General features: G+C 67.7%; 11 protein-coding genes. 8 read left to right on the top strand and 3 right to left on the bottom strand.

Features of this window, described 5'->3' with window-relative positions; genetic code table 11:
- The first annotated feature begins 21 nt into the window (after positions 1 to 21).
- Together ycaC and PFLCHA0_RS20655 are read left to right on the top strand one after the other, a co-directional pair.
- Entirely contained in the window at positions 22 to 648 is a 627-nt protein-coding gene (gene ycaC, locus PFLCHA0_RS20660; protein WP_011062354.1) for an isochorismate family cysteine hydrolase YcaC, read from the top strand.
- Positions 649 to 781: 133 nt separating this feature from the next.
- Complete coding sequence (locus PFLCHA0_RS20655; RefSeq protein WP_015636404.1) at positions 782 to 2,224, top strand: mechanosensitive ion channel family protein; 1,443 nt, start codon at positions 782 to 784, stop codon at positions 2,222 to 2,224.
- A gap of 351 nt (positions 2,225 to 2,575) precedes the next feature.
- Here PFLCHA0_RS20655 and PFLCHA0_RS20650 read toward each other — a convergent pair whose 3' ends face one another.
- On the bottom strand, positions 2,576 to 3,340 hold the full coding sequence (locus PFLCHA0_RS20650; RefSeq protein WP_041752427.1) for an AraC family transcriptional regulator: 765 nt from the start codon (positions 3,338 to 3,340) through the stop codon (positions 2,576 to 2,578).
- Positions 3,341 to 3,439: 99 nt separating this feature from the next.
- On the opposite strand from PFLCHA0_RS20650, the gene PFLCHA0_RS20645 reads away from it, so the two are divergent.
- The 3 genes from PFLCHA0_RS20645 to PFLCHA0_RS20635 all read left to right on the top strand — a co-directional run bounded on the left by PFLCHA0_RS20645 (position 3,440) and on the right by PFLCHA0_RS20635 (position 6,800).
- Complete coding sequence (locus PFLCHA0_RS20645) at positions 3,440 to 4,573, top strand: MFS transporter (protein WP_015636402.1); 1,134 nt, start codon at positions 3,440 to 3,442, stop codon at positions 4,571 to 4,573.
- A 149-nt stretch (positions 4,574 to 4,722) separates the two neighbouring features.
- Positions 4,723 to 5,796: an NAD(P)-dependent alcohol dehydrogenase gene (locus PFLCHA0_RS20640; RefSeq protein ID WP_026020156.1), complete on the top strand. Its 1,074-nt coding sequence runs from the start codon at positions 4,723 to 4,725 to the stop codon at positions 5,794 to 5,796.
- 92 nt (positions 5,797 to 5,888) lie between these two features.
- Positions 5,889 to 6,800: a universal stress protein gene (locus tag PFLCHA0_RS20635; protein WP_011062349.1), complete on the top strand. Its 912-nt coding sequence runs from the start codon at positions 5,889 to 5,891 to the stop codon at positions 6,798 to 6,800.
- A gap of 14 nt (positions 6,801 to 6,814) precedes the next feature.
- On the opposite strand, the gene PFLCHA0_RS20630 is transcribed toward PFLCHA0_RS20635, so the two are convergent.
- Positions 6,815 to 7,552: a Crp/Fnr family transcriptional regulator gene (locus PFLCHA0_RS20630; protein WP_015636400.1), complete on the bottom strand. Its 738-nt coding sequence runs from the start codon at positions 7,550 to 7,552 to the stop codon at positions 6,815 to 6,817.
- A 68-nt stretch (positions 7,553 to 7,620) separates the two neighbouring features.
- Positions 7,621 to 16,308: a glycoside hydrolase family 94 protein gene (locus PFLCHA0_RS20625; RefSeq protein WP_015636399.1), complete on the bottom strand. Its 8,688-nt coding sequence runs from the start codon at positions 16,306 to 16,308 to the stop codon at positions 7,621 to 7,623.
- Between the two features lie 497 nt (positions 16,309 to 16,805).
- Between PFLCHA0_RS20625 and PFLCHA0_RS20620 the strand changes: the two genes are divergently transcribed.
- From PFLCHA0_RS20620 to PFLCHA0_RS20610, 3 genes are all read left to right on the top strand, one after another.
- Positions 16,806 to 17,189: a DUF2946 family protein gene (locus PFLCHA0_RS20620; RefSeq protein ID WP_015636398.1), complete on the top strand. Its 384-nt coding sequence runs from the start codon at positions 16,806 to 16,808 to the stop codon at positions 17,187 to 17,189.
- A 118-nt stretch (positions 17,190 to 17,307) separates the two neighbouring features.
- A complete protein-coding gene (locus PFLCHA0_RS20615) occupies positions 17,308 to 19,476 on the top strand; it encodes a TonB-dependent receptor (RefSeq protein ID WP_015636397.1) in 2,169 nt (722 codons plus the stop codon).
- A gap of 53 nt (positions 19,477 to 19,529) precedes the next feature.
- On the top strand, positions 19,530 to 21,008 hold the full coding sequence (locus tag PFLCHA0_RS20610) for a PepSY domain-containing protein (RefSeq protein ID WP_015636396.1): 1,479 nt from the start codon (positions 19,530 to 19,532) through the stop codon (positions 21,006 to 21,008).
- The last annotated feature ends 80 nt before the right edge of the window (positions 21,009 to 21,088 follow it).

Below are 21,088 nucleotides of genomic sequence, written 5' to 3'. Positions count from 1 at the left end.
GATCATTAGCGAGGACTTCACATGACCACTGCATACAAGCGTCTGGACAAGGATAACGCCGCCGTTTTGCTGGTAGACCACCAGGCCGGCCTGCTGTCGCTGGTCCGCGATATCGAGCCCGATCGTTTCAAGAACAACGTGCTGGCCCTGGCCGACCTGGCCAAGTACTTCAAGTTGCCGACCATCCTCACCACCAGTTTCGAAACCGGCCCCAACGGCCCCCTGGTGCCGGAGCTCAAGGCGCTGTTCCCCGATGCGCCGTACATCGCCCGCCCGGGCCAGATCAATGCCTGGGACAACGAGGACTTTGTCAAGGCGATCAAGGCCACCGGCAAGAAGCAACTGATCATCGCCGGCGTGGTTACCGAAGTATGCGTGGCGTTCCCGGCGCTCTCGGCCCTGGAAGAAGGCTTTGAAGTCTTCGTGGTTACCGACGCTTCCGGCACCTTCAATGCCCTGACTCGCGATTCGGCCTGGAACCGCATGTCCAATGCCGGCGCCCAGTTGATGACCTGGTTCGGCCTGGCCTGCGAGCTGCACCGCGACTGGCGCAACGACATCGAAGGCCTGGGCACCCTGTTCTCCAACCACATCCCCGACTACCGCAACCTGATGACCAGCTACAACACCCTGACCCAGGGCCAGTAATCCCTGAGTCGCGGCGGGCCCTGTGCCCGTCGCCCGATCCCGGCCCGGGGCGCACGCCCCGGGCTTTTCCAGCTATACCTGCTCCTGCGTCTTTCGTGCGATCGTGCCGTCTTCGTCATGCCGGAGTGCCTCGATGTCTTCCCTGTTCAGCGATCATCCGTTGTTGGCCGCGCTGTTCCTGCTGTTCCTGGATATGCTGCTCTGGCGCCTGATCGGCAGCCGTGGCGACTACTGGAAGCTGGCGGTACGGGTGCTGATCTTTTCCCTCTACAGCCTGATGCTGTTCAACCAGGGCATGAACCCGATGCAGGCCGCGCCCTGGCCCGACGACGTGCCCCTGCACCTGGCCGCCACCGGCCTGGAAATTGGCTGGTGGCTGTTTGGCGCGCGGACCCTGACGGTGTTGCTGGGCACCCTGATGATGCAGCGGGTGGGGCATACCGGGCGCCTGCTGCAGGACCTGATGGGCGCGGTGATCTTCCTCATCGCCATCATCGCCGCGCTGGCCTATGTGCTGGAACTGCCGGTCAAGGGCGTGCTGGCCACCTCCGGGGCCTTGGCGATCATCGTCGGCCTGGCCCTGCAAAGCACCCTCAGCGACCTGTTTTCCGGGATCGTCCTCAACACCACCAAGCCCTACCAGATCGATGACTGGATCGCCATCGACGGCACCGAGGGGCGGGTGCTGGACATCGACTGGCGCGCCACTCGGCTGCAGACCTCCCAGGGCAGCATGGTGGTGATCCCCAACTCCCTGGCGTCCAAGGCCAAGATCACTAATTTCAGCCGGCCGGTGGATGTTCATGGCCTGTCGGTGAGCGTGCAGGTCAGCCCCCACGCGCGCCCGCAGAAAGTCATCGAGGCCCTGGAGCGGGCCACCCTGGGCTGCCGCCTGCTGTTGAGCACCCCGGCGGCCAGCGTGGCGATGAAGAGCACCAGCAGCAGTGGCGCGGAATACGAGATCAGCGGTTTTGTCGCCGACATGGGGCACAAGCGCGAGGTGCGCAACCAGCTGTTCGACCTGGCCTTCCGCCATTTGCAGGCCAGCGGCATCGGCCTGTTGTCCGCCAGCGAGACCAGCGGGCCTGCGCCCCTGTCGCGGCCCCGGGCGCTGCTGGACGCGTCGAGCATCTTCTCCACCCTGCGCCAGGATGAGAAGGACACCTTCAGCCAGAACATGCACCTGCAGACCTACCGTGCCGGCGAGACCATCCTGGCCCAGGGCGAGGTCAGCGATCACCTGTTCATCATCGAATCCGGAGTGGTTTCGGTGACCATGCAACGCGACGGCAAACCCTTCGAGGCCGGGCGCATGGGGCCGGGGGAGGTCATCGGCGAAGCCGGCGTGGTGGCCGATCAAGCCACAGTGGCGCAGTTTGCGGCCAAGACCTTCTGCAGCCTCTACCGCATCGACAACGAGTTCCTCAAGCCCTGCCTGGATGCGCGCCACGACATCAACGAGGCCATGAAGAACCTCCTGGATTTTCGCCGGCACATGGCCCAGACCCTGTCCCAGGCTGCGCCCAAGCCAGTGCCCAGGAAGGGTTTCCTGCAATGGCTGCGCAGCCGCACCTGAGGCGCCGGCCACCCCAAGCCCCGGCCCGGCCCGGGCCTGACAATGTCCCTGACATCGCCGCGTCTGCGCGCAGCCGTTCGCAGCCTGCGGCAGCGGCTACAAAAGTCGCCGAACGGCACTGGCCCTGTAGCCGCTGCTGAGCCTGCGAAGCTGCGCAAAGCCCGAAGGGCCTTGCCTGGCGATCTCCCGTCATGCCTCGCCAAGGCGCTGGGCCGCGACGGCATTGGTCTCCTCAAGTTCCCCGATAGCGGTCATGGGCCTGGGTGCGCGCGGCACGTAACGTAGCCCCACCTCGACCCGTGCTGTAGCGGTGGGCTTTCGCCACATCCCCCAGGAATGAAAGGTGCGGGCTTACTTGAAATACGCCCGCGGCGTGGTGCCGGTCATGGCCTTGAAGAAGGCGATGAAGATGCTGTCGCTGGCAAAGCCCAGTGCGCAGGCGCTGTAGCCGATGCCGCGGCCTGTGGCGAGCAGTTCGATGGCGCGCATCAGCCGCCACTGCTGGCGCCATTGCTGGTAGCTCAGGCCGGTTTCACGCTGGAAGATCCGGCCGATGGTGCGGCTGCTGGCGCCGACCCGGGTGGCCAGTACCTGCAATTGCGGTGGCAGTTGCTCCAGGTCCGCCAGCAGCGGTTGCAGGCGTTTGTCCCGGGGCAGGGGCAGCGACAGGGGCTGGTGCAGGGCCTGGCGGATTTCCTCGATGCACAGGCCCAGCAGGTGCGGGTAGCGGCCCTGGCTCCAGTCGCAGTCGAAGGCGGCCTGGGCCATGGGTTCCAGCACGGCCTGGAGCAGCGGGCTGACCTCGATCACTGCCACTTCGGCCGGCAGGCGCCGGCTCAGTTCGGCGCTGAAGTACAGCGAACGGTAGTCCACGCTCTGCTGCATTTGCGCGCGGTGCGTGATCCCCGGGGGAATCCACGCCGCCCGCGAGGGCGGCAGCAGGCACAGGCGATGGTCCAGGGTAATCCGCGTGCAGCCCTGGCGGGTGTACAGCAGTTGCCCGCGGCGGTGGCGGTGCAGGCCGGAGTCGTGGTCGCCGAGGGTCGCGGCGATGCCCAGCAGGGGGGCGTCGAAGCGGTCGGGGTCGAAGAGTGCCTGTGGTTCGAGCCAGGCCATGATTGGCGTACTTCCGATGTTTGTTGGCAGGGTTGCGATAATACGCCAGGCGCCGCTGCCTAGAATCGCCGGCATGTTTTTTTTGCCGAGCACTGCCTGATGAATCCCCGTTCCCTGTTGCCCCTGGCCCTGGCCCTGCTGATGTTCCCGCAGCTCGCCCAGACCCTCTACAGCCCGGCCCTGGCCGATCTTGGCCGGGCCTTTGGCGTGGCCCCCGCGCAAGCGGCCCAGAGCCTTTCGGTGTTTGTCCTGGGGTTTGCCCCGGGGGTGCTGCTGTGGGGGCGCTTGAGCGATCTTTGGGGCCGGCGCCCGGCCTTGCTGGGTGGCCTGACGCTGTACGTCCTGGCCATCGGGCTGCAATTGCAGGTGCAGAGTTTTACCGCGCTGTTGCTGTGCCAGGCCCTCGCCGCCCTGGGCGTGGCGGCGGGCTCGGTGGTGACCCAGACCCTGCTGCGCGACCTGTTTCGCGGCAGTGAACTGGTGCGGGTGTTTTCCCTGGTGGGTATGGTCCTGGCGGCCAGCCCGGCCATTGGCCTGTTCAGTGGCGCCGGGCTGGTGCGGGCCTGGGGCTACCAGGGCGCACTGGCCGGGTTGCTGGTGCTGGCCCTGGCCTTGCTCGGCTGGTGCGCCCGGGCCTTGCCGGAAACCCGTGCGCCGGCGCCGCACCTGGCGCCCCTGGCCGGGACCTTGTGGCACATGCTCAGGGACCCGGGCATCTGGCGCTCGGCGCTGCTGGTGGCGCTGTTCAATGTGGCCTTGCTCAGCTACTACAGCCTCGGGCCGTTCCTGTTTCGCGACCTGGGGTGGGGCGAGCAGGGCTTTGGTTACAGCGGTGCGGGCCTGGCCCTGGCTTCGGGGCTGGGGGCCTGGCTCAATCGTCGGCTGCTGGGGCGGGGCTGGTCCGGTGACACCCTGCTGCGGCTGGCGGCCCTGGCGGTGACTCTGGGTGGCCTCGGGGTGACGGCGCTTGGGCACAGCCTGTGGTTGCTGCTGCCCATGCTCGGCGTGGTGCTGGGCTTCGGCCTGGCCATCCCCAATATCCTCGGCTCGGCGCTGGCGGCCTACAGCGACCGGCTGGGCAGCGCCGGGGCCGGGTTCGGCCTGTTCTACTACCTGCTGATTGGCGTCGGGTTGCTGCTGGTGGGCTGGGGCCAGGCCCTGGGGCCGACCCTGGGCCTGTGCGGGGTTGCGGCGCTGTTGTTGTGCCTGGTGCGGCGCCGGCAGCAGGGCTGAAGGGCGAGTTTGCGACACACGGTCGCCCCAGCGGCCGCCAAGGGGCCATTGTTTGACCATGATCAAGCCCTTCCCCGGGGTATCCGCGCAGTCTGTCAGCAGACCTGCGGATTCGCGCAGACCCCTTCCCGGCAATGGAGATCGGCAACATGGCCAAGATGAAAGCAGCGGTATTCGTGGAGAAGAACCGCATCGTGCTGGAAGACAAGGACATCCCCGAAATCGGTCCGCTGGACGCCCTGGTGCGGATCACCACCACCACCATCTGCGGCACCGACGTGCACATCCTGCGGGGTGAATACCCGGTGGCCAAGGGCCTGACCATCGGCCACGAACCGGTGGGGGTGATCGAGCGCCTGGGCTCCCAGGTGCGCGGCTTCCACGAGGGCCAGCGAGTGATCGCCGGGGCCATCACCCCCAGCGGCCAGAGCTACGCCTGCCTCTGCGGCTGCGGCTCCCAGGACGGCCCGGACACCCGCCACGGCTTCCGCGCCACGGGCGGCTGGAAGTTCGGCAACACCATCGATGGCTGCCAGGCCGAATACGTGCGTGTACCGGACGCCCTGGCCAACCTGTGCCCGATCCCCGACGGCCTGAGCGATGAAGAAGTGCTGATGTGCCCGGACATCATGTCCACCGGTTTCTCCGGCGCCGAGCGTGCCGAGGTGAACATCGGCGACAGCGTGGCGGTGTTCGCCCTGGGCCCCATCGGCCTGTGCGCGGTGGCCGGAGCAAGGCTCAAGGGTGCTACCACCATCATTGGCGTCGACACCGTGGCCGCGCGCATGAGCGTGGCGCGGGAGCTGGGGGCGACCCATGTGGTGGACTTCAAGCAGGGCGACGTGGTCAAGCAGATCATGGACCTCACCGACGGTCGCGGGGTCGATGTGTCGATCGAGGCCCTGGGCACCCAGGGCACCTTCGAGTCGGCGCTGCGGGTGCTGCGCCCGGGGGGCAAGCTGTCGAGCCTGGGGGTTTATTCCAGCGACCTGCGCATTCCCCTGGATGCCTATGCCGCCGGCCTGGGCGACCTGAGCATCCTCAGCACCCTGTGCCCGGGCGGCAAGGAACGCATGCGCCGGCTGATGGAGGTGGTCGCCAGTGGCCAGGTGGACCTCAAGCCGCTGGTGACCCACCGCTTCAAGCTCGACGATATCGAGGCCGCCTACGAGCTGTTCGCCAGCCAGCGCGACGGCGTGATGAAGATCGCCATCACCCCATGATCCGTGCCACCGGGCGCCCTTGATACCGGTCAAGGCGCCCGGCAGCACGGCATTCCACACTCAAGCTCACGTATCGCCCAAGGAGGAGCACCATGAGCCAGTACCAGCGTCTGTTGCTGATCGCCGATCCACAGCAGCACCAATCCCCCGCGGCGCGCCGTGCCGTTGCCCTGGCCCGGGCCAGCGGCGCGGCGCTGCACGCCCTGGTGTTCGTCGAACCGCCGGCGCGCACCTACCTGTGGGAAGAACACCTGGAAGACAGCGAGCGCGAAGCCTACCTGCAGCGCCACGAGCGCTGGTTGCAGGTGGAAGCGCAGTGGATGGCCGAGGAGGGCGTGCAGGTCACCACCCAGGTGATCTGGAGCACCCAGGTGCTCAAGGACATGCTCGCCTACATCGACGAGTTCCGACCTGACCTGCTGATCAAGGACGTGACCCTGGAGTCGGCCCTCAAGCGCGTGTTTGTCACCCCGCTGGATTGCCACCTGCTGCGCGAGGCGCCGGTGCCGGTGCACCTGGTCAACGACGCGCCGCACAAGCTGCCCCGGCGGATTGTCGCCGCGGTGGACCCGGCCCAGTCCGACACCCAGATCCGCGGGCTCAATACGCAGATCATCCAGACCGCCCACGCCCTGGCCCTGCAATGCGACGCCCAGTTGCACCTGCTGTACGCCTACGACCTGATGCCGATGCTCGATGGCGTGGCGCCGGTGGCGTCCACCGCCTGGAGCGTCAACTGCCTGGACGAGTTGCGCGACTCCCTGCACAAGGAATTCGAACGCCTGGGGGATGAGCACAACGTGCCCCAGGAATTCCGCCACTTCATCATGGGCCCGCCGGTGCCGGGCATCGCCCAGTTCGTCGACGAATACCTGGTGGACGTGGTGGTCATGGGCACGGTGCACCGCACCGGCTTTGGCCGCTTGATCGGCAGCACCACCGAACGCGCCTTGTACTCGATGCCGGGGAGCATCCTGGCGGTGAAGGCGTCTGGCGCGGCCTGACACCCACGCCCGTTTCAGTCCGGATCGGCGCGCTTGCTGCCAGGCAGGTACGGCAGCAAGCGCTCGGTTTCCTTGCGCACCACCCCATAGCACTCGCAGCTGTGCTGCTCCAGCCGCGGCCGGTCAAGCACATTGATCCGGCCGCGGCTGTATTCGATGATGCCCTGGCGCTGCAGTTTGCCCGCGGCTTCGGTCACGCCTTCGCGACGCACCCCGAGCATGTTGGCGATCAGTTCCTGGGTCATCACCAGCTGGTTGCCCGGCAGCCGGTCCAAAGACAGCAGCAGCCAGCGGCACAGTTGCTGGTCGATGGAGTGGTGGCGGTTGCACACCGCGGTCTGGGCCATCTGGGTGATCAGCGACTGGGTGTAGCGCAGCATCAGCAGGAGCATTTCGCCGTGGCGGTTGAACTCGTCCTTGAGGTGCTGGCCCGGCAGGCGCAAGGCGTGCCCGGCGCCCTGCACGATGGCCCGGCTGGTGGTGCTTTCGCCGCCCATGACCAGGGCCACCCCCACCAGCCCTTCGTTGCCCACCACGGCGATTTCCGCCGAGGCGCCGTTTTCCATCAGGTACAGCAACGACACCACTGCATCGGTGGGGAAGTACACGTGGCGCGGTATGTCCCCGGACTCGTAGAGCACCTGGCCCAGGCTCAGGGCCACCGGCTTGAGGTGGGGCAGCAGGCGCTCCTGCACCGCCGCCGGCAGTGCATTGAGCAAGTGATTGGGCCCGTGCCCAAGGTTGTCGAACATCTCAGAACCACCGGATGGCAAGGCGTCAGCGCTCACTCAGGGTAGTCCAGGGTGTGGCCGGGTGTCTGTCATGGTGCCGGCTCCGTATGGGTCGCTGTCGGGGTATGCCCGGCCTGCGCGGGCAGGGCGGCGGGCCAGGTGAGCAGCACCCGGCGCGTACTGCCGTCATCCAGCAGCGGTATGGCCAGCCCCACCAGTGGCCGGCCGTCCAGGCTCAGGCTGAGGGTGGCGCCGGGGTTCTGCCGCACTTCAATACGGTAGAGCGTCTCGCCGAACCGATAGTCCAGGCTGTAGCCCGGCCAATGCGCCGGGATCACCGGTTCGATGTACAGGCTCTGGCCTTCGCGGCGCAGGCCCAGCAGCGACTCGACGATCAGCCGGTAAGTCCAGCCCGCCGAACCGGTGTACCAGCTCCAGCCGCCGCGCCCGGTGTGGGGCGCCACGCCATAGACGTCGGCGGCCATCACGTAGGGCTCGACCCGGTAGGTGGCGACCTGTTCGGCACTGCGCCGGCTTACCGGGTTGATCATGTGCAGCAGCTCCCAGGCTCGGGCACTGTCCCCCAGGCGGGCGAAGGCCATGCTGGCCCAGACCGCGGCATGAGTGTACTGGCCGCCATTTTCCCGCACCCCGGGCACGTAGCCCTTGATGTAGCCAGGGTCCAGGGAACTGTGGGCGAAAGGTGGGTCGAGCAGCAGCACCACGCCGCTGTCGCGACGCACCAGGTGCTGGTCCAGGGAGGCCATGGCCTGGTGCTGGCGGGCATCGCTGGCGGCGCCGGACAGCACCGACCAGCTCTGGGCGATGGAGTCGATGCGGCACTCCTGGTTGCTGGCGCTGCCCAGGATCTGGCCCTCGTCGAACCAGGCGCGGCGATACCACTGGCCGTCCCAGGCCTGGCTGTCGAGGGCGGCGCGCAAGGCCAGGGCCTGGGCGCGGCACTCCCGGGCGAAGTCCGGGTCCTGGTGCTGCTCGGCGGTGACGGCAAAGCGTTGCAGCACTTCATGGCTGAAGAAGCCCAGCCACACGCTTTCCCCCAGGCCGTGTTCACCGACCCGGTTCATGCCGTCGTTCCAGTCCCCGGTGCCCATTAGCGGCAAGCCGTGGACCCCGCGCCGCTGGCCGTGCTCGAGGGCGCGCCGGCAGTGCAGGTAGAGGCTTTCCCGCAGCCCGCTGGCCTGGGGCAGGTCGTAATAGGATTCTTCCCCGGAATTGAGCAGGCGGCCTTCCAGGTAACCCACTTCGACCTCCAGCACGCTGTGGTCGCCGGTGATCTGTACATAGCGGCTGGTGGCCAGGGGCAGCCACAGGAAATCATCGGAGCAGCCGGTGCGCACCCCGCGATTCTGTGGCGGGTGCCACCAGTGCTGGACGTCGCCCTCGGGATACTGGTGGGCGGCGCACAGCAACAGGTGCTCGCGGGCCAGGGCCGGCTCGGCGTGGATCATCGCCATGCTGTCCTGCAACTGGTCGCGAAAGCCGATGGCACCGCCGGACTGGTAGAAACCGCTGCGGGCCCAGAAGCGGCAGGCAATGGTCTGGTACATCAGCCAGCCGTTGGCCATGACGTCGATGGCCGGGTCCGGTGTGCGCACCTGTACCGCGCCGAGGCTGCGCTGCCAATGCTGGTGCACGGCCGCAAGCTCGGCCTGCGCCATCTGGCTGCCGCGGTACTGCAGGACCCGGCGGGTGGCGGCCTTGGCATCCACTTCGGCCCCCAGGCGGAACAGCACCTCCCGGCTCTGGCCGTCCTCCAGTTCCAGGCTCACCTGCATCGCCGCGCAGGGATCGAAACCGGCACCGGAGCGCCCGGACAGGCGCCCCCGAGTCAACGCTGCCGGCGCCGCGAGGCTGCCGTTGCGGCCGATGAACTCACTGCGATCGCCGGTGAAGCTGCTGACCTCGGCGTCCGTATCGAGAAACGCCACGTGCCCGGAAAACTCCATGTTGTAGGGGTTGCGGGCGAACAGTGCGCCGCTCACCGGGTCGCTTTCGCTGACCACGTGCATGGCCGAGCGGCTGCGGGACTCTCCCAGCACCCATTCCACATAGCAGGTGGCCGACAAGCGCCGTGGCCGACCGCTGAGGTTGCGGATCTTCAGACGCGAGAACTTGATCGGCGCCTGCAGCGCCACATAAACCGTGATCTCGCTGTGGATGCCGTCCTCTTCATGCTCGAAGACGCTGTAGCCGAAGCCGTGGCGGGTGCGGTAGCTGCCGCTTCCGGGGCAGGGTTGGGGAGTGGGCGACCAGACCCGCCCGCTGTCTTCGTCGCGCAGGTACAGGGCCTCGCCGCTGGGGTCACTGACCGGGTCGTCGTGCCACGGGCTGAGGCGGTATTCGTGGGCGTTCTCACGCCAGCTGTAGGCGCCGCCGGTTTCCGAAATCACCGTGCCGAACAGCGGGTTGGCGAGCACGTTGGCCCAGGGCGCGGGCGTCGGCTGCCCGGGGTTGAGGGTGATCAGGTATTCACGGCCGTCGCTGCTGAAACCGCCGTAGGGGGTTTCCAGAATCAGCTCTGGCGCTGCAGCGGTGCTGGCTCGGCTGGCGGGTGGTGGCAGGCGTACCAGGGGCGCTTCCAGGCGCGGCAGCGAAGGGTCGGCGCGGCGCCGGTGGACTTGCTCGGCGAGGCTGCCGCGGCTGTCGCTGACCACCAGGCGCGCCACCGCCAGCATCAGCGTGCGGTCTTCGCCGGACAGTTGCTGGGCCGGGCGCACGAAGATGCCCCCCGGGCGGTCGATCAGGCTGGCTTCGCTGCCGGAGGTCACCAGGCCCATGATCAGGTCCTGGAGCTGCTGGCGGTAACCCGCCTGGTCCTCGTTCCAGATCACCAGGTCCACCGCCAGGCCTTTTTGCCGCCAGTAGGCGTGGGCCTTGATCAACTGCTGCACCAGGGCAATGTTGGCCAGGTCGCCCACTTGCAGAAGGACGATCGGCAGGTCGCCGGAAATGCCCTGGCCCCAGAGCCCGGATTGGCTGCGCCGGTTGGCCTGCAGCAGGCTGTTGTCGGCGCGCAGGGTGGCGTTGGCGTAGAGCAGCGAGGCCGCCATCTGCTGGAACAACCGGGCCTCGGCCAGGGATGCGTTGAGCTGGCGCAACAGCACCTGGCTGTGGGTCCAGGCCAGGTCGAAGACCCGGTCCGCCAAGTGCCGGTCGCGGTATTTGTGGATCAGTTGCAGGCAGTGTTCACGGCTTTCGGCGACCCCGGTCACCAGGTCGATGGTGGCGCTCTGGCCGGGGTCGAGGGTGATCCGGCAGCGGATCGCCACGATCGGGTCGAGCACCGGCCCGGCGCTGCCCGAGAGCCGCTCGGTCTGCGGGTCCAGGGCCTGGGGCGCGGCCAGGTCGCGGCCACGGCCGATAAAGCGCGCGCGGTCGGTTTCGTAGGAAATCGCGTCGATGTCCACGCCGTGGGCTGCCAGCAGGTGGCACATCCAGGGCACCGGCTGCCCCTGGGAACGTGGCCGGCGGCTGCAGACGATGGCCTGCCAATCGGGCAGCAGTTCGGTCTCGATGAAAAGGTTGCTGAAGGCCGGGTGGGCGGCATCGCTTGGAGCCGGGGCCAGCACCACTTCGGCGTAGCTGGTGAGCTCGATGCTGCGGCGTACCCGGGCGCGGTTGCAGATGTGCAGGCGGCGCAGCTCGATGGGGTCTTCGGGGGACACGACGATTTCCGTGTGGCTGTCGAAGTCCTGTTCACGCACGCGGAATTCGGCCCGGGCGTCGGTGAAGATCGCCTCGAAGCTTGAAGGGCGGCCTCGGGTCGGCTGGTAGGCGGCGGACCAGAACGTGCCGCTGGCCACGTCCCGCAGGTAGCAGAACTGGCCCCAGTGATCGCGGGTCGGGTCTTCGTGCCAGCGGGTCACCGCCAGCTCGTTGCAGCGGCTGTAGCCGCCGCCGGCGCTGCTGAGCATGACGTGGTAGTGGCCGTTGGAAAGCAGTTGCACCGCCGGGCGCTTGCGGTCCGGGTCGGCGAACACCCGCAGTTTGTTCTCGTGGGCCCGGGCGGCTTCGTCGGCCGCCGGGGCACCGGCGGCATGCAGGTACTGGGCGGCGGTTTTCGGCACTCGTTCCTGCAACAGCAGGGCGATGGCCTGGAACTGCGGGTCGGATTCGAAGCGCCGCTGCATGGGCTGGTCCAGCAGCAGCCATGCCAGGGACAGCAGGCTCATGCCCTGGTGGTGGGCCATGAACGATTGCACCACGGCATGGTTCTGGCCCCGGGGCAGGCGCGACTCGGTGTAGTCCACGGCTTCATAGAGGCCGAAGCGGCCCTGCAGGCCCAACTGGGCCAGGCGCTGCAGGTTCTGGCAGGCTGCCTGGGGCGCCACCATCAGCGCCAGGACGCTGGCGTAGGGCGCCACCACCCGTTCCGCGCCGAGGCCACGCTTGAGCCCCAGCCCCGGCACGCCGAACGCCCGGTACTGGTAGTTGAACTGGCTGTCGAGGGTGTTGTAGCCCGACTCGGACACGCCCCACGGCAGGCCCAGTTGCTGGCCGTGCTCGATCTGCAGGGCCACGGCGGCGTGGCAGGTCTGGTCCAGCAGGGTGCCCTGGTAACTGGGCATCACCAGCATCGGCATCAGGTATTCGAACATCGAACCGGTCCAGGACAGCAGCACCGGGGTACCGGCGCTGCTGGTGAGCAGGCGGCCGAGGGCAAACCAGCTTTCCTGGGGCAACTGCCCCTGGGCGATGGCGACAAAATGGGTCAGGCGCACTTCCGAGGCCAAGAGGTCGTAGTAGCCGGCATCCAGGCGGTGCTCGTCGGCGTTGTAGCCGATCACCAGCAGATGGCGCCGGGTGTCGTAGAGGAAGCCGAAATCCATCTGCGCCATGCCGGTCACCTGCTCCAGCAACTGGTTCACCGCGGTGCAGCGTTCCAGCGCCAGTTCCCGTAGCGCGGCGATCCGCCCATGGTGCCGGGGCAGCCAATAGTCGGTGTCCAGCTCGGCCAGCTGGCGCCAACTGAGGAGGCCGAAGCGGCGACCGTCGGCCATGGGCGGTGGGGTGCGCCAGAGCAATTCGTCATGTAGGTCGCGACATTGCACGGTCAGCGCCTGGTGCCAGAAGGTGCTGTCATCGGATGCCTCGCCGTGGGAGTCGACGGCGCTCTCGCCAATGCGTTGCAACAGGCCCAGCAGGCCCTCGGCGCTGACCCCGGCATGCAGGCTCAGGTGTTCATGCACGGCACGGGTTTCCAGGCGCCAGCGCAGTACGGCTGCGGTGTCCTGACCCGCTGCGGTGAGGGCGTCCTGGAGCACGTCGAGGCAGTCCAGCAGGCCGTTGGCGATCTGCACCGGGGACGGCGGGCTGTCCATCAGGCCCTGCAAGCCCGGGCGCAGGGTCAGCAGCATCCCGGCCAGGTTGCCGCTGTCCACCGTGGACACATAGCGCGGTGGCAAGGGCTCCAGGCTCTGGGTGTCGTACCAGTTGTAGAAGTGCCCGCGATAGCGTTCCAGCCGGCCCATGCTGGCGAGCATCCGTTCCAGGCGCTGCAGCAGCCGGCTGCTGCTCAGGTAGCCGAAGTCATGGGCCGCCAGGTGCGCCAGCAGGGCCAGGCCCAGGTTGGTGGGGGACGTGCGATGGGCTACCCGCTGCTGGGGTTGCTCCTGCAGGTTGTCCGGGGCCAGCCAGTTGTCCTGGGGGCCGACGTACTGGTCGAAAAAGGCCCAGGTGCGGCGGGCCAGGCTCTGCAGGAAACGCCGCTGGCCCGTGTTGGGCACGAAGGCCACCTGGCTGGCGGGGCGGCTCAGCCACCAGGCCAGGGCCGGGCCGGCCAGCCAGGCCAGCAGTAGGGGCGCGGCCACCAGCAACTGTGGGCGCGGCCACGACAGCCCGGCCAGGAGCAACGCCAGGGCCGGGCCGACCCACATCCGCCGGTAGAGCTCCAGCAGGCTGTCATCGGGGCCGCGTTCGGCTTCCCGGGACGGTTGCCATTGCAGGCGATACTCCTTGCTGATGCTCATGCGCCATAGCGCGCGGCCCAGGGCACCCAGGCTGTAGGCCACCTCATGGGGCAGCCAGGCCAGGGGCAGCAGCGCCCGGGACAGGTGCTGGCCGGCTGTGCCCAAGGCGGCCACCAGGTGTTGTTGCAGGGGCACATCCGGGGTCTTTTCCAGCAGCTCGCGAAAGGCCGCCGACAGTGGCAGCACCAGCAGCAGAATCAGCACCGCCAGGGTCCAGGCCACGGGGTGGGTGGCCCCCAGCCAGCCCCACAGCAGCATGCCCAGCAGGGCCATGGGCTCCAGGCTGCGGCGCAGGTTGTCGAGGATCTTCCAGCGCGCCAGGGGGCTCAGGCGATTGCTTTCCAGGCCTCCACCGGCCTTGGGCGACCAGGGCAGGAGCCACGGCAGCAGTTGCCAGTCACCGCGGATCCAGCGCTGGCGGCGCTTGACGTCGGCGCTGTAGCGGGCCGGGTATTCCTCGAACAGCTGCACATCGCTGAGCAGCCCGGAGCGGGCGTAGCAGCCCTCGATCAGGTCATGGCTGAGGATCCGGTTGTCGGCGAAGCGCCCGCCCAGGGTCTGCTCGAAGGTGTCTACGGCATAGATGCCCTTGCCGACGAAGGAGCCTTCCTGGAACAGGTCCTGATAGACGTCCGATACGGCGCGGGTATAGGGGTCGATCCCGGCGTCGCTGGCGAACAGCCGGGCATAGGCCGAACGGGCGGTGCTCGACAGGCTGATGCCGACCCGCGGCTGGAGAATCCCGTAGCCGCTGACGATGCGCCCGCTCAACGGGTCGGCCAGGGGCCGGTTCAGGGGGTGGTCCATGGCTCCCACGCATTGCTGGGCCACGTCCCGGGGCAACTGGGTGTCGCTGTCCAGGGTGATCACGTAGGTGATTTCAGGCAGTGCCTGGATATCGCCGACGATCAGCGAAAAACGCTCCCGACCCCGGCCGCGCAGCAGGGCATTGAGGTCTTCGAGCTTGCCGCGCTTGCGTTCGTGGCCCATCCAGCAATGTTCCGCCGGGTTCCACAGGCGTGGCCGGTGCAGCAGGTAGAAGCGCTCCACGGCTTCTTCGGGGTACTTCAGGTTCAGCGCCTCGATCCGTTGCCGGGCCAGCATCAGCAGGCCGGCATCGGCGTCCAGGGTTTCGCTGGGGGCGTCGAGAAAGTCGCTGAGCAGGGCGAAATACAGCTGGGCGTCGCGGTTGGCCAGGAAGCGCACTTCCAGCCCTTCCACCAGCTCCTCGACATCCGCCGTGCAGCCGATCAGGCAGGGCACCGCCACCAGGGTCCGGGCTCGGGGAGCAATGCCTTCGCTGTAGTCCAGGCGCGGCAGGATGCCGGGGGCCACGGTCAGGGTCACCAGGCCGTTGATCAGGCCGATGGCCAGCCGGCTGGCGAGCAGCAGCGCCGGCACCGCCAACAGCCCCAGCCAGTAGTGGCCGGAAGTCGCTTCCTGATACAGGGCACTGAGGAAGGGCCAGGCGAACAGGGCCGAGAGCAGGATCACCGGCACCAGGAAAAAGCCCAGTGGCGCCTGGGTCAGCAGGCGGCGGCCACGTTCAGCCAGGGGGACTCGGGCGCCGATCTGCTGTTCCAGGGTGCGCCGGCCAGCGCCGATCAGGTAGTGACCGACGTGGCCGGCCACGGCTTCCGGCGCCTCGGCGCGGTACTGGGCGCGGGCCAGCTCGATGCACTGGCGGGCCACCTGTTCTTCACTGTGGCGGCAGTGCCGGGCCAGGCGTTCGAGCACATGGCGGTAATGGTCGCGGGTGGCGAAATCCATGCGTCGGTAGACCCCCGCGGGGTCCTGTTCCAGTACCTGTTCGACCCGGCTCATCAGCTCGACGAACTCGCGCCAGTTGCTGGCCGAGAGCAGGCGCAAGCTGGAGATGCTGTTGCTGATGGAGACCTGGTCGGCGGCCTGCTGCTGGGCGTCGAGCTGCACCAGGCGCTCGATGTTCAGCCCGGTTTCCCCCAGCAGTTGCTCGATCCAGGCCAGGGGCAGCACCAGGGCCGCGTTCTGTCCTTGCAGGCGACGCGCCAGCTCGGCGACGAAGGCGGCGGTCATGGGCGGTGCCGAGCGGGCCATGTCGGCCACCGCCAGCACCACGCTCTTGGCGTCCTGCTCGGCGGTTTCCATCAGGCGGTCGGCCCAGTCGTTGGCCAGGTTGCGTTCGCTCCAGTTGGCCATGACCCGGAAGGCCACCCGGCGCAGGTTCTCGATCAGGGCCAGGCGCAGCATGATGGGGATTGCCCATAGCTCGCCGAGCATCAGCGGGGTGACGCTCTGGTAGCTGTCGACGAAGCGCCCCAGGCTGTCGGTGTCGACCCGGCCGTCGCCGTGGGAAATGGTTTCCAGGGCGATGTCATAGACCCGCGGCAGGCCCGCCGACTGGCCGTTGGCCAGGCGCGGCAACTGCCGGCTGTAGCCCCGGGGCAGGTGGGTGCGGGTGATGCGGATCTGTTCTTCCAGCAGGTAGTAGTTGTCCAGCAGCCATTCCGCGGCGGGGGTGGTCCGGGGGGAGGCGTGGGTGGCGGCGGTCAGGCTCTTGCAGCAACTGGCCAGGGCGCTGGCGTTGTCCGCCAGGCGGGCCAGCAGCCAGTCCGGGGTGCGGCTCGGGCTCAGGCGATGCTGTTGCGCCAGCAGGGTGCCGTGGCGGGCCATCTGTTCAGTGCTGAACAGCTCCGAGCGCAGCGGCGCCTGGTATTCGACGCTGTTGCGCGAGGCCTTCCATTGGCCGTATCGGGCGGCGGGCAGCCGCCAGAACCTCAGGAATGCGTGGGTCCAATGACTGTCCATGTTTTCCTTGGCATAACAGAGCCGTCCCTCGGCACGGGGTGCGAGGGAGGGCCGGGAGCGGGGCGTGCGGTCAAATCGAGGCACCGTCGCGACGAGCGTGTCAGGCAAAAATCTGCAACCTTGAGGTTGCCGGGCAGAGGCGAGGGTTGTCTGTGCGCTGGGGCACATAGCCTGGCGATAAGGATGAAGGGTGACGCTGCTTGTAGCCGCTGCCGAGCTTGCGAGGCTGCGACAAGGGCCGCAGGACCTTCAGCGCTCTCAAGCGCGGCGCCTGCTTCGCAGTCGTTCGCAGCCTGCGGCGGCTACAGGGACCGTATGGGCTGGGAGCTGCTTTGAAGGTGAGGCGATGCGCCTTCTTTTTAGTTCTGGTCCGACACTGCACTCTTCGGGAGTCGGCTATAAAGCTCGCCACAACCTCACCGCTGGCAGGCCCATGAGTCTCGCTTGCCCTGCATGGGTGATTTTCCGCCGCTTTTTTCACTGTTAATCTTGCCGCCATGACCCATGCCTCCCCCCATCGCCCCCACATTGCCTGGACGCTGTATTTCTGCGTGCTGTTCAACGTGTTCGTCTGTGGCCTGGGCCACGGGCAGATGGCCGGGCTGGAGCTCAATGGCGTCGGCGGGCAATTCTGTTCCGCCATGGGCAACCCGGGCCCGGCCCTGGACGGCGACTTCAGCGATCAGGCCGTCGCCGGTGGGTTGAGCACGTTCATGTGCCCATTGTGCTCGGCCGTGAGCCTGGGCATCGCGCTGCTGTTTTGCCTGGGCTGGATGCTGCGCCGCCAACGCCCGCCACGGCTGGGGGGCGAGCAGCGCAGCAAGGCACCGCCGCGCTCTTGCTGGCCTGCGCTCAATCCCCGGGCACCTCCTCTGGGCTGACTCGCTCCGGCGACCGTCATCGGCGGTCGCGCTTTCTCGTCCTCCGGCACTAGCTGCACGGTCGCTCCGGCGACTGCTGCCGGACGCTGTTCGATGATTTTTTTTCGAGTCCGAGTCCATGAAACACCTCAATCGCTCCCCCCACTGCGCGGCGCTGTGCTGCGCCCTGTCGTTCAATGCCCTGGCCGACTCCCCGCTGGAGTTGCCGCAGATGCGCATCAGCACCGACGAAGAACGCAAGGTCGGCCTGCAACTCGATACCCAGGGCAGCACCGGTTCGCGCCTGGGCCTGACGCCCCGGGAAACCCCGGCTTCGATCAGTGTGGTCAACCGCCAGCAGATCGAGCAGCGCGGCGCCGCCAATACCCAGGACATCCTGGCCAGCGTGCCGGGGATGAACGCGGCCTCGTCCCCCGGGGTGCCGGGCTTCGTGTCCTATCGCGGCTTCTCAGGGGCGCAGATCACCCAATTGTTCAATGGCATCAGCGTGCAGTACGACTCCATCGCCGCGCGCCCGGTGGACAGCTGGATCTACGACCGGGTCGAGGCCGTCGGCGGGCCGTCGAGCTTTCTCTACGGCGCCGGCGCGGTGGGCGGTTCGATCAACTACATCACCAAGCTGCCGTCGCGCACCGAGTCGTTCAATGAAGGGCGGGTCAGCTATGGCTCCTACGACAGCACTGAAACCTCCTTCGGCTTCAACCACGCGCTGAACGAGGGGGCCGGCCCGCGGCATTACGCGCGCCTGGACCTCAGCCACACCACCAGCAACGGTTATGTCGACCGTGAACAGCGCGACGCCTGGACCACGGCCTTCTCCCTGCTGACGGACTTCAACGACCAGCTGTCCCACACCCTGGCCTACGAGTACCAGGACGAGCGCGTCGACAGCCCCTACTGGGGCACCCCGGCGCTGAACCCGTTGGGGGGCAAGATGGAGGTGGACAAGAGCCGGCGCTTCGAGAACTACAACGTCCGCGATGGGCGTTACGAACAGCGGGTGCAGTGGTTGCGCTCGATCATCGACTATCAGGTCGATGACCGTACTTCGCTGCGCAACACCCTGTACCACTACAACGCCGACCGCGAATACCGCAACCTGGAGACCTACGCCTACAGCAGCGACAACAGCCAGGTGGTGCGTTCCGGCATCCTGCTCCAGCGCCACGCCCAGGAACTCAATGGCAACCGCTTCGAGCTGCTGCATCACAACACGCTGTTCGGCCTGGACAGCCAATGGTCGGCGGGCATCGACTACAGCCACAACGTGATGAGCAACTTCCCGCGCTCGGTGTCGGGCTCACTGCCCGGCGTTGATCCGGGCGATTTCGACCCGGGCAGCTTCTGGGACTTGCCCGGCATGCAGCGCGGCTTCGACAAGAACCGCCGCAACCAGGTGGACACCTGGGCCCTGTTCCTGGAAAACCGCCTGCAACTGAGCGAGCGCCTGTCCCTGCTCAGCGGCCTGCGCCACGACCAGATCGACCTGCAGGTGACCAACTACCGCGCCGTCACCGAGGCCAACCCGGCGTTTTTCCAGCGTAAATACCGCCCGACCACCGGGCGCCTGGGGCTGGTCTACGAGCTGACCCCGGCGGCCAACGTGTACGTGCAATACAGCACCGCCGCCGACCCGCCGGCGGGCATCCTGACCACCGCCAGCTATGGCCAGGTGCGCGACTTCGACCTGAGCACCGGCAACCAGTGGGAGGTCGGCAGCAAGTTCGATTTCCTCGACGGCCGCGGCTCGGCGACCCTGGCCGCCTACCGCATCGAGCGCAAGAACCTGTCCACCGCCGACCCGAGCAACCCCGGCAGCAGCCAACCGGTGGGGCAGCAGTCTTCCCGGGGCGTGGAACTGGCGGCATCGCTGCGGGTGACGCCCAGGCTGCTGGCCGAAGGCAACTTCGCCTACGTCGATGCTCAATACGACGAGTTCTATGAAAACGTCGGCGGGCGCCCGGTATCGCGCAAGGGCAACAGGCCTACCAACACTCCGGACAAGGTCGGCAACCTGTGGCTGACCTATGACCTGGCGCCGTCCTGGCAGGTGGGCAGCGACGCCCGCTACGTGTCTTCGATGTACGCCAATGCGGCCAACAGCCGCTACGCGCCGGCCTACACGATCTTCGGTGCCTTTGTCGGCTATCAGGTGAGCGCCGATACGCGGATCACCGGGCGGGTGCGCAACCTCACCGATCAGGTCTACGCCCGCACCACCGCGCAGAGCCAGCTGTACCTGGGGGCGCCGCGGACCTTCGAACTGGCGCTGCAAACGCGCTTTTAACCTGAGCCAGCGGGGCGCCCGGTGGCGCCCCGCGCATCTGCGAGTTGCCCGTGATGAAGCGTTACCTGTACCTCTGGCACCGTTGGCTGGGCATCGTTGCCTGCCTGTTCATGGCCCTGTGGTTTATCTCCGGGGTGGTGATGCTGTATGTCGGCTACCCCAAGCTGACCCCGGCCGAGCACCTGGCCCACCTGCCGGTGCTGCAACTGGAGCCTGCCCCAGCCGACCTGGGGCAGGTGCTGCACGCCGCCGATCCGCACCAGCCGCCCACCCGCATCCGCCTGACCACGGTGGCGGGGCAGCCGCGCTACATCCTTGAATACCCCGGGCCGCGCAAGGTGGCGGTCGACTCCCACAGCGGCCTGTCGGCGGCGCCCCCCGATAGGGTCGAAGCCCTGGCCGCGGCCTGCCAGTTCGCCCCCGAAGCGGTGGCGCGTGATCGTGGCGTCGTGCAGGAAGACATGTGGAGCCTGTCCCGGGCCCTGGATGCCGACCGGCCGCTGCACCGGGTGGCCATTGCCGATGCCGAGCGGCGCCTGCTGTATATCTCCGGCACCACCGGCGAGGTGGTGCGTGACGCTACCGCCAGCGAACGCGGCTGGAACTGGATCGGCGCCTGGCTGCACTGGCTGTACCCGTTGCGGGGCATCGGCATCGATGGCGCCTGGGGGCCGATCGTCACCTACCTGTCCCTGGCCGCCACCCTGATGGCGGTGCTCGGCCTGGCGGTGGGCGTGCTGCGCTGGCGCTTCAAGCGCACCTACCGCAACGGCTCGCACTCGCCGTACCAGGGTTTTGCCCGCTGGCATCACCTGGGGGGCATGCTGTTCGGCGTGCTGCTGATCACCTGGATCTTCAGTGGCCTGATGTCGATGAACCCGTGGAAGCTCTTCAGCAGCGCCCAGCCCTTGTCGGTGGCGGCGTACCAGGGTGGTCCACTGGGCGCCCTGGCCTTCCCGCTGAATGCCGGGCAGATCCTGCAACGCTTTGCCGATGACGGCCTGCAGGCCCGGGAACTGGAGTGGCGGATGATCGCCGGCAAGGGGTATGTGATTGGCTATGACGGCGCCGGGCGTACGCGGATCTTCGACATGGCCGGGGATCGGGTCCAGCGCCGGTTCCACCCCGGCACCTTGCAGCAGGCGGCCTGGGCCATCCGGCCAGGGCAACCGATGCTCGTCGAGCAACTTGCCGCCTACGACTTCTATTACTACGCCCGGGAACCGCAAAGCATGATGGGCCACCTGCAGCAGCGCCTGCCGGTGCTGCGGGTGCGTTTCGACGACCCGGCGCACACCTGGCTGCACCTGGACCTGCACACCGGCGCCATCGTCGGCCAACTGGACCAGCCGCGCCGCGCCTCGCGCTGGCTGTTCGCCCTGCTGCACAGTTGGGACTGGCTGCCGCTGCTGGCCAACCGGCCGTTGTGGGATCTGTGGATGATCGCCTTCAGCGCCGGAGGTTTGCTGGTCAGCGCCAGCGGGGTGGTGCTGGGCTGGCGGCGCCTGGGGCGGTCGTTGCAGCGGCGTTGACGCGGGGGCAGGGGAATACACCGACCTGGATCAGCCTAATGGGATATTTTTCCCGTTTAACCCACCGGCGGCCGGTCCAG

This window comes from Pseudomonas protegens CHA0 (assembly GCF_000397205.1).
Lineage (GTDB): Bacteria > Pseudomonadota > Gammaproteobacteria > Pseudomonadales > Pseudomonadaceae > Aquipseudomonas > Aquipseudomonas protegens.
This window is presented reverse-complemented; position numbering and strand designations above follow the sequence as displayed.

Bases quoted from the DNA above. Each gene is read 5' to 3' on its own strand.
- PFLCHA0_RS20650 (WP_041752427.1), bottom strand. From the start codon at position 3,340: ATGGCCTGGCTCGAACCACAGGCACTCTTCGACCCCGACCGCTTCGAC.
- PFLCHA0_RS20655 (WP_015636404.1), top strand. From the start codon at position 782: ATGTCTTCCCTGTTCAGCGATCATCCGTTGTTGGCCGCGCTGTTCCTG.
- PFLCHA0_RS20630 (WP_015636400.1), bottom strand. From the start codon at position 7,552: ATGTTCGACAACCTTGGGCACGGGCCCAATCACTTGCTCAATGCACTG.
- ycaC (WP_011062354.1), top strand. From the start codon at position 22: ATGACCACTGCATACAAGCGTCTGGACAAGGATAACGCCGCCGTTTTG.
- PFLCHA0_RS20640 (WP_026020156.1), top strand. From the start codon at position 4,723: ATGGCCAAGATGAAAGCAGCGGTATTCGTGGAGAAGAACCGCATCGTG.
- PFLCHA0_RS20610 (WP_015636396.1), top strand. From the start codon at position 19,530: ATGAAGCGTTACCTGTACCTCTGGCACCGTTGGCTGGGCATCGTTGCC.
- PFLCHA0_RS20635 (WP_011062349.1), top strand. From the start codon at position 5,889: ATGAGCCAGTACCAGCGTCTGTTGCTGATCGCCGATCCACAGCAGCAC.
- PFLCHA0_RS20645 (WP_015636402.1), top strand. From the start codon at position 3,440: ATGAATCCCCGTTCCCTGTTGCCCCTGGCCCTGGCCCTGCTGATGTTC.
- PFLCHA0_RS20615 (WP_015636397.1), top strand. From the start codon at position 17,308: ATGAAACACCTCAATCGCTCCCCCCACTGCGCGGCGCTGTGCTGCGCC.
- PFLCHA0_RS20625 (WP_015636399.1), bottom strand. From the start codon at position 16,308: ATGGACAGTCATTGGACCCACGCATTCCTGAGGTTCTGGCGGCTGCCC.
- PFLCHA0_RS20620 (WP_015636398.1), top strand. From the start codon at position 16,806: ATGACCCATGCCTCCCCCCATCGCCCCCACATTGCCTGGACGCTGTAT.